This is a genomic window from Mesorhizobium sp. WSM4847 (assembly GCF_055811335.1).
Map to the genome: position 1 here is coordinate 66,133 of NZ_JBVVPY010000007.1, position 14,197 is coordinate 80,329.

The 14,197-nt window shown below is 62.8% G+C and carries 13 protein-coding genes; 7 read left to right on the top strand and 6 right to left on the bottom strand.

Features of this window, described 5'->3' with window-relative positions:
- Positions 1-5 precede the first annotated feature (5 nt).
- From AC0L28_RS12120 to AC0L28_RS12140, 5 genes are all read left to right on the top strand, one after another.
- A complete protein-coding gene (locus AC0L28_RS12120; RefSeq protein ID WP_287259124.1) occupies positions 6-1,112 on the top strand; it encodes a glycosyltransferase in 1,107 nt (368 codons plus the stop codon).
- 264 nt (positions 1,113-1,376) lie between these two features.
- Positions 1,377-2,609, top strand: a complete 1,233-nt coding sequence (uxuA, locus tag AC0L28_RS12125; protein ID WP_473477580.1) for a mannonate dehydratase — start codon at positions 1,377-1,379, stop codon at positions 2,607-2,609.
- Between the two features lie 258 nt (positions 2,610-2,867).
- Positions 2,868-3,842, top strand: coding sequence for a tripartite tricarboxylate transporter substrate-binding protein (locus tag AC0L28_RS12130; protein ID WP_128173293.1), 975 nt, complete (start codon positions 2,868-2,870; stop codon positions 3,840-3,842).
- Between the two features lie 100 nt (positions 3,843-3,942).
- Positions 3,943-4,404 (top strand): tripartite tricarboxylate transporter TctB family protein, encoded by a 462-nt coding sequence (locus tag AC0L28_RS12135; protein ID WP_023797766.1) that lies wholly within the window; start codon positions 3,943-3,945, stop codon positions 4,402-4,404.
- A 10-nt stretch (positions 4,405-4,414) separates the two neighbouring features.
- Positions 4,415-5,923 carry a tripartite tricarboxylate transporter permease gene (locus AC0L28_RS12140; RefSeq protein WP_027151366.1) on the top strand — a complete coding sequence of 503 codons (1,509 nt, stop codon included), beginning with the start codon at positions 4,415-4,417 and terminating at the stop codon, positions 5,921-5,923.
- A gap of 90 nt (positions 5,924-6,013) precedes the next feature.
- Here AC0L28_RS12140 and AC0L28_RS12145 read toward each other — a convergent pair whose 3' ends face one another.
- The 6 genes from AC0L28_RS12145 to AC0L28_RS12170 form a co-directional block, all read right to left on the bottom strand.
- Complete coding sequence (locus AC0L28_RS12145) at positions 6,014-7,090, bottom strand: ABC transporter ATP-binding protein (protein WP_473477583.1); 1,077 nt, start codon at positions 7,088-7,090, stop codon at positions 6,014-6,016.
- A 5-nt stretch (positions 7,091-7,095) separates the two neighbouring features.
- The gene (locus AC0L28_RS12150) at positions 7,096-8,142 is read right to left on the bottom strand and encodes a carbohydrate ABC transporter permease (protein WP_473477585.1); all 1,047 of its coding nucleotides are present in this window, start codon (positions 8,140-8,142) and stop codon (positions 7,096-7,098) included.
- The gene (locus AC0L28_RS12155) at positions 8,139-9,275 is read right to left on the bottom strand and encodes a carbohydrate ABC transporter permease (RefSeq protein ID WP_473477587.1); all 1,137 of its coding nucleotides are present in this window, start codon (positions 9,273-9,275) and stop codon (positions 8,139-8,141) included. Before AC0L28_RS12155 ends, AC0L28_RS12150 begins: the two co-directional genes overlap by 4 nt.
- Before the next feature lie 71 nt (positions 9,276-9,346).
- The gene (locus AC0L28_RS12160) at positions 9,347-10,819 is read right to left on the bottom strand and encodes an ABC transporter substrate-binding protein (RefSeq protein ID WP_473477589.1); all 1,473 of its coding nucleotides are present in this window, start codon (positions 10,817-10,819) and stop codon (positions 9,347-9,349) included.
- A 306-nt stretch (positions 10,820-11,125) separates the two neighbouring features.
- Complete coding sequence (locus tag AC0L28_RS12165) at positions 11,126-11,632, bottom strand: SIS domain-containing protein (RefSeq protein WP_473477591.1); 507 nt, start codon at positions 11,630-11,632, stop codon at positions 11,126-11,128.
- Entirely contained in the window at positions 11,617-12,276 is a 660-nt protein-coding gene (locus tag AC0L28_RS12170) for an orotidine 5'-phosphate decarboxylase / HUMPS family protein (protein ID WP_473477592.1), read from the bottom strand. The genes AC0L28_RS12165 and AC0L28_RS12170 overlap by 16 nt, the downstream gene beginning before the upstream one ends.
- Before the next feature lie 219 nt (positions 12,277-12,495).
- On the opposite strand from AC0L28_RS12170, the gene AC0L28_RS12175 reads away from it, so the two are divergent.
- Positions 12,496-13,137 carry a glucose-6-phosphate isomerase gene (locus AC0L28_RS12175; RefSeq protein ID WP_473477594.1) on the top strand — a complete coding sequence of 214 codons (642 nt, stop codon included), beginning with the start codon at positions 12,496-12,498 and terminating at the stop codon, positions 13,135-13,137.
- 73 nt (positions 13,138-13,210) lie between these two features.
- Positions 13,211-14,179 (top strand): shikimate dehydrogenase, encoded by a 969-nt coding sequence (locus AC0L28_RS12180; protein WP_473477596.1) that lies wholly within the window; start codon positions 13,211-13,213, stop codon positions 14,177-14,179.
- The last annotated feature ends 18 nt before the right edge of the window (positions 14,180-14,197 follow it).

Consider the following 14,197-nt stretch of genomic DNA (forward strand, 5'->3'; position numbering starts at 1 on the left):
CAGGCATGGCGAAGCGCATTGTCTTTCACATCGCCAGTCTCAGGGGCGGCGGCGCCGAGCGTGTCTTCGTCCTCATGGCAAATGAATTGGCATCGCGTGGGCACGATGTCACCCTTTTTACCTGGAACGCGCAAGGACCCAACGCCGCGCTGCGATCCCCCGCCGTGCATCTGGTCGATTTCGACCTTCCCATCCAGGGCGAGGGTTACGGCAAGTGGGAGACGCTGAAAGGCATCGTGCGAAGCGCAGGTTTGTTCAGCCGCCTTGGTCCGCATGCGGTCTACAGCGCCCCGGAATTTGCCAATCTGGTCGTGGCGCTGGCGCTTCTCCTGGCGCGAAGCCGGGCGCGGTTCTTTCCAAGCTTCCACGCAGCCGCCTCACTGCCTTCCAGCAGCCTCGGCGCGAGAATAGCGGTCTGGCTTTCCGCACTGGTTGCAGCGCGCGCAACCAAAGCCATCGCCGTCTCAGCGGGTGTCGGCCGCGACCTTGCGGCCCGCGGTTTTCCCAAATCCAAAATTGTCGTCATCAACAATCCGCTGCCGCCGGTTGCGGCGCTCGAACAAGATTCCCAAGCATGGCAGGCACAGCTGTCAACGATGGGCGATGGCCCGGTCATCGCGACCGCCGGGCGCCTGGTGCCAGTCAAGGACCATCGGACCTTGCTGCGGGCTTTCGCCATCCTGCGCGCCGGCGGCCGCGCTCGGCTTATCATCTTCGGCGAAGGTCCGCTGGCTGTCGAATTGCGCGCCTATGCCGAGGGAACCGGTATCGGCGCGGACGTGCTCTTTGCTGGCTACGTCAACGACCCAGCCGCCTGTTATGCCGCAGCCGACCTGTTCGTGCTTTCCTCGACGAGCGAAGGCTTTGGCAATGTGTTGGTCGAGGCCATGGCTGCGGGCGTCCCGGTGGTCTCCACGGATGCGCCACATGGCCCGCGCGAGATTCTCGGTGACGGCCGTTTCGGCGCCTTGGTGCCGGTCGGCGATGCCGCGGCTATGGCAAAGGCGATGGCTGACATGCTGGACCACCCCACTTCTGCCGCCATCCTGAAAAGCAGGGCGGCGGATTTCGAAGTTGAAAAGATCGGCGATCTGTACGAAGCGCTGCTCTAATGCACGCCGCCCAAAAGTGCGCAGCGGTTTTGGGTCAACGACATGCACAAAAACAAAGACTTAAAGCGCGTCGCATGAATCCCTTCAGACACGACGCGCTTTAGCCTAGAACTTCGCGCTGGCGTCGATTGCCGTCAGCCACTATCGCCATTCGCGCCGACACCGGAATCTGATAGCAGCGGATGAAGAAAAGCAGCAGGTCGGTCACACCGCGGCAGGAGCGCGGGCGGGCCGCACGGCGATTCTTTTTAAAGGAGTGTTCGAATGAGACATGTGTGGCGTTGGTTCGGCCCGGTCGACAAGGTGACGATTGCGGACGCGCGTCAAGCCGGGGCGCAAGGCATCGTCACGGCCCTTCACCACGTTCCTCACGGCGCCGTCTGGCTGCCCGCCGAAATCGAAAGGCGTCAGCGCGAAGTCGCATCCTTGCCGGATGGAAGCGCAAGCGAACTGACCTGGGAGATTGTCGAAAGCCTGCCGGTTTCCGAATCGATCAAGACGCAGGTCGGCGAATGGCGCAGCCATCTTGCCAACTACAGGACATCGCTGGAAAACCTGGCGCGAGCCGGCATTTCGGTCATCTGCTACAATTTCATGCCCGTGCTCGATTGGACCCGCACCGACCTTGCCTGGCGCCTGCCGCATGGCGGCACCACCATGCGCTTCGATCTGATCGACTTCGCCGCATTCGACATCCATATCCTGAAACGCCAGGCGGCGCCCGGCGACTACACACCGGAGATCGCCGCCGAGGCGGCGCGCCGATATGCGCAAATGGATGACCATGCGCGCAAGATTCTGGCAAGAAGCGTCAATTCCGGCCTGCCGGGCTCGACCGAAGACACGTCTCTCGACGGCCTCGCGGCTCAACTGTCAAACTATGACCGTATCGACGCAACAACCCTGCGCCGGCATTTCGTCGATTTCCTGGCGGAGGTCGTGCCCACGGCCGAACGCCTCGGCCTGCGACTCTGCTGCCACCCCGATGACCCGCCGTTTCCGCTGCTCGGCCTGCCGCGCATCATGTCGACCGAGGCCGACTACAGCTACGTTCTGGACGCAGTCGACAGCCCGGCCAACGGCGCGACGCTGTGCACCGGATCGCTCGGCGCGAGACCCGATAATGATCTGCCCGGCATGATCGAGCGGATGGGGCCAAAAATCCACTTCGCCCATCTGCGCAATGTGCGCAAGGAAGCGGCCGGCACCCCCTGCTCGTTCCACGAGGACGAGCACCTTGCCGGCGACACCGACATGGTGGCGGTGGTGGCGGCGCTGCTTCACGAGGAAGCGCGGCGCAAAGTGGAAGGCCGCCAGGACGCCGTCATCCCGATGCGCCCCGACCACGGCCAGGATATCCTCGATGACCTGACGCGCGGGGCGCAGCCCGGCTATCCGGCCATCGGTCGGCTCAAGGGATTGGCCGAGCTCCGCGGCGTCGAACATGCGATTCGCAGATCGACATCAGGAGAGCCGCTCTCCACTTATCCCGCATAATCCAAGGAAAGGCGTAACGGCCGGTCCGCGACCTGTGCTCGTTAAACATGCCATCTTCGACCATTGGGCGCCCGGCAGTCCGCCTCCGGCTCGATGGCACCTGTTCACCCATTTGCGCGGACTTGTGTATAATAGCAGCATGCGGCTTGAGTCCGATTGCAATCCGCTAGGTTACGCTAGTTATTGGTCCACCCGCAGCCGGTGTTGAGAAGAACTCCAGGAGGCGGTTGGGAATTCATATCCTGGGAGGAAGTTGAGATGAGAAGATTCGCCGCCGCTCTGGCCGCCGCCGCCGTCACGCTGTATTCGTTCGCCGCGGGCGCGCAAACCTATCCCGAACGCACCATCACCGTGGTGGTGCCGTTTTCGGCCGGCGGCCCGACCGACACGGTCACGCGCCTCGTCGCGGAAGCCATGTCGAAGGATCTCGGCCAGCAGATCATCGTCGAGAATGTCGGCGGCGCCGGCGGCACGCTGGGCGCCGGTCGCGTCGCGAGCGCCGAGCCCGACGGCTATACGCTTCTCCTCCATCATATCGGCATGGCGACAAGCGCCACGCTGTACAGAAAGCTCGCATACGACACGCTGAACAGCTTCGAATATGTCGGCCTCGTCACCGAGGTGCCGATGACCGTCGTCGGCCGCAAGGACCTCGAGCCGACCGACCTGAAGGGGCTGGTCGACTACGCCAAGGCCAACAAGGATACCGTCACCGTCGCCAATGCCGGCATAGGCGCGGCCTCGCATCTGTGCGGCATGCTGTTCATGAGCGCGATCGGCACGCCGCTGGTCACCGTGCCCTACAAAGGCACCGGACCGGCCATGACCGACCTTCTCGGCGGCCAGGTCGACATCATGTGCGATCAGTCGACCAACACCACCAAGCAGATCCAGGGCGGCACGATCAAGGTCTACGCCGTCACCTCGGCTGAACGCCTCGATGTTCTGCCGGACGTCCCGACGACGACGGAAGCCGGTCTCCCGGAGGTGCAGGTCGGCATCTGGCACGGCCTCTACGCGCCCAAGGGCACGCCGACCGAGGTCACCGAACGCCTGTCGAAGTCGCTTCAGGTCGCGCTGAAGGACCCGAATGTCGTCGCCCGCTTCGCCGAACTCGGCACCAAGCCATCGCCTGAAGCTGATGCGACTCCGGCCGCGCTGAAGGCCAAGCTGGAGGGCGAGATCGCGCGCTGGAAGCCGATCATCGAAGCCGCCGGCCAGTACGCCGACTGAGATTTTGAACGGGGCGCCCACCAGCGCCCCGTTTTTTTCACACCGGCCCCATTTTCACACCGGCATCGGCGCGCCCGCGGCGCGGGCCTGGGAGGACGTCATGAAACCCTTCACAATCGACACGACCAACGGCATATGCGCCGCGCTGTTCATCTTTCTCGGCGGATTTTTCGCGCTGCAGTCGCTCGACCTCGAAATCGGCACCGCCTTCCGCATGGGACCGGGCTATTTCCCGCTGGTCCTGGCAATCGTTTTGATCCTGCTTGGCGCCGTTATCCTCGTCGAAGCGGTGCGCTTCGAGAGCGAGCCGATCGGCCATGTAGCCTGGCGCGGCATGCTGTTCATCCTCCCTGCCCCGATCTTCTTCGGCCTGACCGTGCGCGGCCTCGGCTTCCTCCCCTCGATCTTCCTGACGGCGCTGATCGCATCCTTTGCCAGCGGTCGCATGAGGCCGCTGACCGCGCTCGTGCTCTCCGCCGGCCTGACGCTGTTTGCGTTCCTCGTCTTCAGCTATGCGCTCGGCCTGCCGTTCCGGCGCTTCGGCCCGTGGCTGCAGTTTTGAGGAGATGAACATGGAACTCCTCGACAACCTCGCGCTTGGTTTTTCGACGGCCTCGTCGCTGGCAAATCTCGGTTTCTGCCTGATCGGCGTCCTTCTCGGCACGCTGATCGGCGTTTTGCCCGGCATCGGCGCCACCGCCACCATCGCCATGCTGTTACCGATCACCTTCCAGATCGGCGACCCGGTTTCCTCGCTTATCATGCTCGCCGGCATCTATTACGGCGCGCAATATGGCGGGTCGACCACCGCCATCCTCATCAACATGCCTGGCGAATCCTCGTCGGCCGTCACCGCCATCGACGGCTACCAGATGGCCAAGAACGGCCGCGCCGGGGCGGCACTCGCCATCGCGGCGATAGGCTCGTTCTTCGCCGGCACGGTGTCGACCTTCCTCGTCGCCGTCTTTGCCCCGCCGCTGACGGCGATCGCGCTGGAATTCGGCGCGGCCGAGTATTTTTCGCTGATGATCGTCGGCCTCGTCTCGTCCGTCGCGCTCGCCCACGGCTCGATCGTCAAGGCGCTGGCGATGGTCGTGCTTGGCCTGCTGCTCGGCATCGTCGGCACCGACATCTACACCGGCACGCCGCGCTTCACGCTCGGCATCCGCGAATATGCCGACGGGCTGAATTTCGTCGCGGTGGCGGTCGGCGTCTTCGGCGTCGCCGAGATCCTGCGCAACCTCGAAAACGAGCACGAGCGCTCGGTGATGATCCGAAGCGTCTCCGGCCTGATGCCGACCCGCGACGACTTTCGCCGCATGGCGGCGCCGATCGTGCGCGGAACCATCATCGGTTCGGCGCTCGGCATCCTGCCGGGAGGCGGCGCGATCCTTGCAGCCTTTGCCTCCTACACGGTCGAAAAACGCATCTCGAAAAACCCCGGGGAATTCGGCAAGGGCGCCGTCGAAGGCGTCGCCGGACCGGAATCGGCCAACAATGCCGGTGCGCAGACCTCCTTCATCCCGATGCTGACGCTCGGCATTCCGGCCAACCCGGTCATGGCGCTGATGATCGGCGCGATGATCATCCAGGGCATCGTGCCCGGCCCCAATGTCGCGATCGAACAGCCGGCGCTGTTTTGGGGCATCATCGCCTCGATGTGGATCGGCAATCTGATGCTGATCATCTTGAACCTGCCGCTGATCGGGCTTTGGGTGAAACTCCTGACGATCCCCTACTACGTGCTCTTCCCGATCATCATGGCGTTCTGCTCAATCGGCGTTTACAGCGTCAACACCAACATCTACGACCTCTACGCCGTCGCCTTCTTCGGCTTGCTCGGCTATCTCCTGACCAAGCTGCGCTGCGAACCGGCGCCGCTGCTGCTCGGCTTCGTGCTCGGCCCGCTGCTCGAGGAAAACCTGCGCCGTGCCATGATTCTCGCGCGCGGCGACCCGACCACCTTCGTGACGAGGCCGATCAGCGCCGGCCTGCTGTTCATCGCCTTCGCCGTGCTCGTCATCGTCTTCCTGCCGGCGGTCAAGAAGAAGCGCGAAGAGGTGTTCGTGGAGGAGAATTAATGTATGTCGCGCAAAAGCATGCCCTGGGGCCTGACCCGAGGGTGCGCAGCGGTTTTGTGATAACGACATCCATAAAAACAAGAACTTAAGTCACGCGGCCGCCTGTCTACCGGCGCGGCCGCGAATGCGGGCCCCAGTTTCCGCATCGAACAGAAAGACGGCGGCATCCTGGAAGGTGATGCCGATCGGCTCATCCATATCGTAGTGCGCCGATTTATCGGCCTTGACGGTTACTGTGGCCCCACTGAACTGGCAGGTGATCAAGGTATGATCGCCGATCAGTTCCACGGCATAGACTCGCGCCGCAATCTTGCCCTCCGATGGCGCCGTGACCCGGCAATCCTCGGGCCGGAGGCCGGCAGTGACCTTCTTACGGCTTTCGGCAACGCTGGTCGCAAATCGCCCTTCCGCGCAGGCGAAGCTACCCTCGACCAGCTCGCCGTGGAGAAAATTCATCGGCGGCGAGCCGATGAAGCCGGCGACGAACAGGTTCGCCGGATCGTCGTAGATCTGACGGGGCGTCGCGATCTGCTGCACGACGCCGCGGTTCATGATGGCAACACGGTGCGCCAAGGTCATGGCCTCGATCTGATCGTGAGTGACGTAGATCGTCGTCACGCCCAGATCGGCCTGCAAGCGTTTCAGTTCCGAGCGCATGTGGCCGCGCAGCTTGGCGTCGAGATTGGAGAGCGGCTCGTCCATCAGGAAGACGCTCGGCCGCCGCACCATGGCGCGGGCGAGCGCGATGCGTTGCCGCTGACCCCCGGAAAGCTGCCGTGGATAGCGGTCGAGGAACTCCTCGAGATGCACCTTGACGGCGGCACTGCGCACGGCGGCGTCGCGCTCAGTGCGCGGCACGCCACGAACCTTCAGAGGATATGCGATGTTCTCCGCAACCGTCATGTGCGGATAGAGCGCGTAGGACTGGAACACCATCGCCACGTCGCGATACTTGGGCAGCACATGGGTGACGTCGCGGTCGCCGATGAGGACGCGGCCGGAACTCACCGATTCAAGCCCGGCCACCATGCGCAGCGCTGTCGTCTTGCCGCAGCCTGAAGGGCCGAGCAGCACCAGGAACTCGCCGTCCTCGATCTCCAGGTCGAGCCCTTTGACCACCTCGACCGCGCCGAAGGACTTGTAGATATCGGACAGTGTGACCCGCATATTGACTAGCCCTTCACCGCGCCGACCAGCAGTCCGCGCGCGATGTGCTTCTGCAGGATGCTGGAGATAATGATTACGGGGGCGATCATCACGGTGATCAGCACCGACATGTTCCACCATTGCGGCCCACGGGTCGTGTTCTGTGCCGATACCAGCACCGGCATGGTCTGCGCATCGGCATTGGAGAGGAAGAGGGCCAGCAGATACTCGTTCCAGGCAAGGATCAGCACCAGCAGGAAGGTCGCGACCAGGCCGGACCGCACCAGCGGCAGCGCGATGGTGAAGAAAACGCGGAACTTGGAGGCGCCATCTATTTGTGCGCTCTCCTCGAGGTCGAGCGGGATGCCGGCGAAGAAATCGCGCGTCAGCCACACGACGATCGGCAGGTTGATGGCGGTGTAGGTGGCGATCAGCGCCACCTGCGTGTCAAGCAGGCGCATCTGCTGGAACATCACGTAGATCGGCAATACGGCGACGATCGGCGGCATGATACGGTTCGAGATGATCCAGAACTCAATGTCGCTGTTGCCGACCGCAAGCTTCGTGCGTCCAACAAGCGTGAACAGCGCAATGACGAAGAGGGCTGCCGCCACGACAATAGCGATCTCCCAGCGCACGCCGAAAGTGGCCACCGCCACGATGATTGCAGTGAGCAGGATCAAGAAGATTGCAACGGCGGCGAGTTTCACCTGGAAGCGGATACGCACGAGCGCGTAGGCCGCCAGCGAGCCGATCAGGACTGCGAGCAGCGTGCTGGCGACCGCGACAACGACCGAATTCATGTAAGGGCGCAGCGTGTAATTCTGCACCAGCATGAAGTCCCATGCCTGAAGCGAGGGAGCAAAGTCGATGAACGGGAGATAGAACGGCCCGTTGTCGACCTCGCCAGGCCCCTTGAAGGACGTGATGAACACCCAGTAGAGGGGAATCACCACAACCAGCGCCCACAGGGACAACAGCACATAGGTCAGCACCCTGGCGACCGGCGCCTGGCTGTCGATCGAGGCCGGCTCGAACAGCCGGCGCGCCAGCGAGCGCGGCTCGGTGCTCATGCTTCGAACCGGCGCGCCGGCCGGACCACGAAGTTGAAGAACGAGACGCAGACGATGGTCGAGATGAAGAGCAGCATGTAGCCGATAGCGGCCGAGCCGCCGAGATCCTGGGTGCGCCAGGAAATGAAGGAATGGAGCGTCATCGATTCCGTCGCCAGGCCGGGACCGCCGCCGGTGAGCACGTTCGGCAGGTCGATGATCTTGAAAGCCTCGATGAGCCGGATCAGCACGACGGTAGCGGCAATCGGCGCGATCGCTGGCCAGGTAATGTCGCGAAAAATCTGGAAGCCGTTGGCTCCGTCGAGCCGCGCCGCCTCGACCTGATCGCGCGGCTGGTTCTCAATGGCCGCCAGCAGCACGATAAACATGAACGGCGTCCACTGCCAGGTGTCGCCGACCAACACCATCAGCCGCGCCGACCAGGCCTCTGTCGCCCACGACCACTCGCTGATGCCGAAAGCGCGCACGAGTGGGGCGAAAGGCCCCTTCTGCATGTCGGCGAGCATTCGGAACGTGTAGGCGATGCCGACCGGGGTTACCATCAGCGGGATGAAGAAGAGGACGCGAAAGAAATTCCGGCCGCGGATCGGCTGGCCGCACAACAGCGCGAGGCCCAGTCCCAGTGCGAACTGCACGGACACGCCGACGAACACGTAGAGAAGCGTGTTGACGACAGTCCCTGGCACGCCGCCCGGCGCCATGGTGGCCAGCGCAAGAACCGCCAGGCCCATCGCCATCGCCGTCGCGAGAAGCCGACCAACCGTGCCGACGATGGTCGGCCTGCCACGCAACAAGTAGCGGGCGAGGAGGAAAAACAGCCCTGCCGCGATAAAGGCCAGCAAAGCGGATTGGACAAAGCCGAACGTGCCGAACTTACCGAGCAGGTGATACTGCTGCGAGCCGACCAGCAGCTTGCGGAAGTTCAAAAGTCCGATGAATTTCAGCGTGAATCCGCCCGGCGCGAGCGCAAAGCGCGAAAGCGCGAGATAGGCCGAGATTATGAGCGGAAAAATCGCGAAGCAGAGAAGCACGACGACGGCTGGCAGCACCATGATCCGGCCTGAGTGACCGTCCAGCCATTCGGCCCAGCTGCGGCGGTCGGCAGCGTCTGGCATCGTGTTGGTTGCGGTCATCATATCCTGGGAAAGTGGGGCAGGCATAAGACCCGGCGCGGACCGATGCCACGCCGGGTCGTTTGCTTGGCCTATTTGGCGCCGATGGTCGCCTTGTAAAGTTTGAGCTGCTCGTCTTTGCCAATCTCTTCGTTCAGCTCATTCCAGCCTTCCTCGACCGCCGCGACGGTCGCCTCCTTGTCGATTTCGCCGGCGAGGAAGCGCGACACCGCCTCGTCGAGCACGACCTGCTGGTACTTCTGATTTTGTGGGATGCGCAGGTCGAGGATCATGTTCGGGCTGCTCATGCTGTCGTTGATCGCGCCCAGGTAGACGTTAGCCTCCTCCTCACTCATCCCGGCCTTCTTCCAAAGGTCGCTGTAGCTGAGCTGTGAGGTGCGGTACGGGTTGAAGCCGGTGCCGCCGACGGTGACGTCGGCATTCGACTGTGCCGGCTGCGTCATGAACGAGAAGTAGGCGTAGGCGGCGTCCTTCACCTTCGGATCGGCCGCCGCGTTGATGCCGCCGCCCCAGCCGCCAAAGGCGGCGAATGGCGCATGGTTCACGCCGTCGATCGCGTGCGGGCAGTTTTCTGCCGTGCAGGCCTCGAGCTTGCCGGTGTCCCAGTTCAGGACCTCCTTGGATCCGGGCATGATCGCCGCGCCCCATTTGCCCATCACCTTGGACTGCTTCGGATCGATCGAGATCGTACCCACATCACCCCAGTCGAGGTTCAGCGCGCAGCGGCCGGAAGCGAAGAGCGGCCTTGTATCGCTGACGTCGAGGTTCAGCTCGTCCGGCGGGCCGTACTTGGTCGATTCAGACAGGAAGTCGAGCGCCTTGCGGAAGGCGTCGTTGTTGACGAGCGGCGTCATGTCCTTGGTGTTGAAGAAAGTGCCCTGGCTGGTTCCCTTGGACTGGGTCATCGAGCCGACCACATCGGTAACGAACCAATAGCTCTGCGCGTTGCGCTTCTTGGCGATGCAGGAGCCGAAATCCGGCGTGCCATCGCCGCTCATGTCCTTGCCATGCGTGGCCTTGGCGACCTCGAGATACTCGTCCCAGGTTTTCGGCACCGCCAGGCCAGCCGCTTCGAGCACGTCCTTGCGGTAGTACATCATGTGGAAGTCGCCATCGAGCGTGATCATGTAGGTCTTGCCGCTGTACTTCTCGGAGAAGTCACGGAAGAACGCGCCCACATCGTCCTGCTGGATGTCCTTGTCGGCCTCCACTCGCGGCGTCAGGTCCTCGAGATAGCCGCCGGCAATGTAGTCGACCATCCACTGCGGGGCGAACACGCCGGCATCGACCGAGTTGGTGCCGCTCGCCCAATCGGTGAGAATCTTCTGATAGAGATCCGAGAAGGGCACCGCGATGACATTGATCTTGGCGCCGGTGAGCGCTTCGAACTCGGGCGCACGCCGCTGCAGCGGCTCCTGAATCGCACCGGTCTGCGTAATGACGTTCACGGTAACCCCCGCAAACGGCTTGTCCTGGGCAAAGGCAGGCGCGCCAACCAGCGCGGCAAAAGCCGAAAAGCCGGCCAGAAAGACCCCAATTCTCATCAGACTTCCTCCCGTGTTGACCGGGACATGTTCCTGCGAACCAAGCCGCCGGTATCTCCCCGTCGGTTGCCGTCGCCAGAGCACGGCACCAACGCTTGCCAAGCACAATATCGGCATCGCGCAGCGAGTCCAGTGCCTTGCCGCGACGGAAGGTGAGCTGCCCCGCGGGCTTCCGGCTAATGCATGTCGCCCAAAAGCGCGCGGCGGTTTTAGCGCGGAGTCGCCAGAAAACCGCTCGATCTTGCCTGGGGAATATTCCACCGCATCGACAATCCCCGTGACCGATGCTCACCACCGTCGGCATGGTCACTGCAAATTGGTGTGGCGGTGCAACATCAGTCTGTGCGCGTCGGGTATCTGCTGGGCCATGAAGAGCACAATGCTGTCGAGCAGGATGAGGCAGGATTGCTCGAACAGGCTGCCGCCAAACTGTTTCGATTTCTCGACAGGGACATGCAGCGTGACATCGGCAATGCCGGCCAGGGTCCCGGCCGGCTGATGCGTCAGCGTAACGACCTTGGCGCCCTCCGCCTTGGCGATGCGGGCAAAGCCTGTACTGACCCGCGTTTCCCCGGAGCCGGAGATGATCAGCAGCGCATCGCCCCTGCGGATCGATGGCGCCGATGCCTCACCGACGAAATGCACCGCTCGGCCAAGATGCATGAAGCGCATCGCACCCATCTGCGCGACAAGGCCGGAGCGTCCCTGCCCGGAAAAGAACCATCGCTGATCGGGATCATCGAACGCCTGCACCAGCCCTGCAAAGGCGTCGGCGTCGATCCGGCCAAGAACGTCGGTTATCTCCTGTCCCACGGCCAGCCACGGCCTGGATTGGGCAATCTGTCGCGAATCCATCGGGCTACCTCTTTCGGGCTTGCGGATTCTGTGATGGCGCTGCCAACCACGAGGATTTCAGGCTCGACTGCGATCACCGCTTCCAGCGTGTCGGGGCCGATCCCGCCGGCGAGCGAAACCAGAAAGCCGCGATCATGCATCTTTCTCACGGCGTCGATATGTGAGGTGGAGGTGTTGCCTGCCAGCCGCGCATCGGTTGGCGAGTGGACCGCGACATAGCCAAAGCTTTCGGGGAAGACAGCATTCAAGGGAAGCAGTTCTGCCTTGCCCATCTCGGTGATGGTGTCGACGATCACCGTCGCGCCGAAGGCTGCGGCACGTTTTCCCACCGTCTCATGCGTGGCGGATGAAGCACACGAAAGCACCGTCATGAACGCGGCACCGGCGCCGAATACCATATCAGCCTCGAACTGGCCGCCATCGACGGTTTTGGTATCGGCCAACACCATGACTTCAGGGCAGAGCTCGCGCGCCGTGGCGATGGCCGAGAGGCCGAGGCGTTTCAGCAACGGCGTGCCGATCTCGATAACGTCGGCAAATTCCTTCATCTGCGCGAGCAGGGCCAGGTGCTCAGGCTTGTCGAAGGCGACCTGGAGGAGCAAGGCGGGTCTCCTGGATTGCTTAAGACAGCGGATGCGGCATGCCGCCCAACCCACTGTCGTGTGCTTCGTGGTCGAAATCTGCCATAATCCAGCAACCTCCAGGCTGGTCTGCATAGGGAGAGCAAATCGTGCCCTGCAAAGCAAGTGGTCTTGTCGAAAGCAGGAGGTGCGGGCCAGATCAGCGCCGACGCCACCTGCAATGCAGTATGAGGTAGCCCTTTGACGAGATTGTTTGAGCCCATTGGATGCAAGGTCGACCTGTCGACTGGTGCGATGGGAGATGCAACCGGCAGCTACCAGAAGCGTTTCCGCGATCTGGACGGGCTCTATGCCGACGCCGCGGCCTTCGAAGCCATGCGCGCGACAAGGGGCGAGCGCATCGTCTACGAGGTTTCCGAGTTCCGACCGACCGAGCAGTCGGGCGATCTGATTTTCGGCGTCACGCACATGGAGCCCGGCAAGGTCGGCGACGAGTATTTCATGACGCGCGGCCATATCCACAGGCAGGCCAACCGGCCCGAGATCTACTATGGCCAGAAAGGCCACGGTCTCATGCTGATGGAGTCGCCGGAGGGCGAGGTTCGCATCCTGCCGATCGACGCCCAGACCGTCTGTTACGTTCCGCCGTTCTGGATCCACCGCTCGATCAATGTCGGGGAAGGCGATCTGGTGATGCTGTTCTGCTACCCCGCCGATTCAGGGCAGGACTACGAGATCATCGCGAGATCGGGAGGCATGCGCTCGCGCGTGGTCGCCGGCGATGAAGGCTGGAGGCAAGTCGACAACCCGGATTGGCGACCGCGTGACGCAAAGCTGGTCTCTGCCCTCTATGGGCAACAATCCGGCACGGCGCCGGCATGAAGGCTCGCTACGAGATCGCTGCTTCATTTAGCATTGCTGCACTGCGCGCGGAGAAAATCCGGGAGAATGGCAAATGAGCCGCTATCGGCCGGCCACCCAGCCGACATTCTATTTTATCGGCGTCACGACGACGAGCAGCTCGATCATGCGGGTCTTCCCGGCATGGGCGCGCCACCTCGGGCTGAAGGAAGCGGTTCTCAAAGATGCGGTTCTCAAGGGCATCGACTTTCCACTCCATGCCGATCCGGAGGCCTACCGTGAGGTCGTCTCCTTCATAAAATCCGACCCGCAGTCGCTTGGCGCGCTGGTCACCACGCACAAGATCGATCTTTTCAACGCAGCGCGCGACCTGTTCGATGTGATCGATCCGCACGCCCGCCTGATGCACGAGACCAGTTGCCTGTCGAAGCGGGGCGGAAAACTCGTCTGCCATGCCAAGGATCCGATCTCTTCGGGCCTTGCGATAGACGGTTTCATTCCGGCGGGATATTTTGCGGACACCGGCGCGGAAGTCCTGTCGATGGGCGCCGGCGGATCGACTATAGCAATCACCTGGCACCTGATGCGCAAGGAGCGTGGCGCCGACTTGCCTTCGCGCATCATTGTCAGCGACCGTTGGCAGCCGCGTCTCGATGAAATCGCGCGCATCCACAAAGACATGATGTCGACGGTCGAGATCGAATATGTCCTGGCAGACCGACCCGAGATCAATGACGAGGCGTTGGCGGCGCTGAAACCAGGCTCGCTGGCGATCAACGCGACCGGACTTGGCAAGGACGCGCCCGGCTCGCCGATTACCGGTGACGGCGTGTTCCCCAAGCGCGGCATTGCCTGGGATCTCAACTATCGCGGCGACCTGATCTTCCTCGACCAGGCAAGGCGGCAGCAGGCCCGACAGCAGTTGCAGATCGAAGATGGTTGGACATATTTCCTGCATGGCTGGACGCAGGTGATCGCAGAGGTCTTCGACATCGCGATCCCGGTGTCGGGACCGGATTTCGACGAGATGTCGCGCATCGCCGTCGAAGCGGCGAAAGGCTGATGCCGTGGGTCTCGTCAC

What these genes read in the sequence shown, in the direction of transcription:
- AC0L28_RS12120 (WP_287259124.1), top strand. Translation starts at nt 6, where the DNA reads ATGGCGAAGCGCATTGTCTTTCACATCGCCAGTCTCAGGGGCGGCGGC.
- uxuA (WP_473477580.1), top strand. Translation starts at nt 1,377, where the DNA reads ATGAGACATGTGTGGCGTTGGTTCGGCCCGGTCGACAAGGTGACGATT.
- AC0L28_RS12130 (WP_128173293.1), top strand. Translation starts at nt 2,868, where the DNA reads ATGAGAAGATTCGCCGCCGCTCTGGCCGCCGCCGCCGTCACGCTGTAT.
- AC0L28_RS12135 (WP_023797766.1), top strand. Translation starts at nt 3,943, where the DNA reads ATGAAACCCTTCACAATCGACACGACCAACGGCATATGCGCCGCGCTG.
- AC0L28_RS12140 (WP_027151366.1), top strand. Translation starts at nt 4,415, where the DNA reads ATGGAACTCCTCGACAACCTCGCGCTTGGTTTTTCGACGGCCTCGTCG.
- AC0L28_RS12145 (WP_473477583.1), bottom strand. Translation starts at nt 7,090, where the DNA reads ATGCGGGTCACACTGTCCGATATCTACAAGTCCTTCGGCGCGGTCGAG.
- AC0L28_RS12150 (WP_473477585.1), bottom strand. Translation starts at nt 8,142, where the DNA reads ATGAGCACCGAGCCGCGCTCGCTGGCGCGCCGGCTGTTCGAGCCGGCC.
- AC0L28_RS12155 (WP_473477587.1), bottom strand. Translation starts at nt 9,275, where the DNA reads ATGACCGCAACCAACACGATGCCAGACGCTGCCGACCGCCGCAGCTGG.
- AC0L28_RS12160 (WP_473477589.1), bottom strand. Translation starts at nt 10,819, where the DNA reads ATGAGAATTGGGGTCTTTCTGGCCGGCTTTTCGGCTTTTGCCGCGCTG.
- AC0L28_RS12180 (WP_473477596.1), top strand. Translation starts at nt 13,211, where the DNA reads ATGAGCCGCTATCGGCCGGCCACCCAGCCGACATTCTATTTTATCGGC.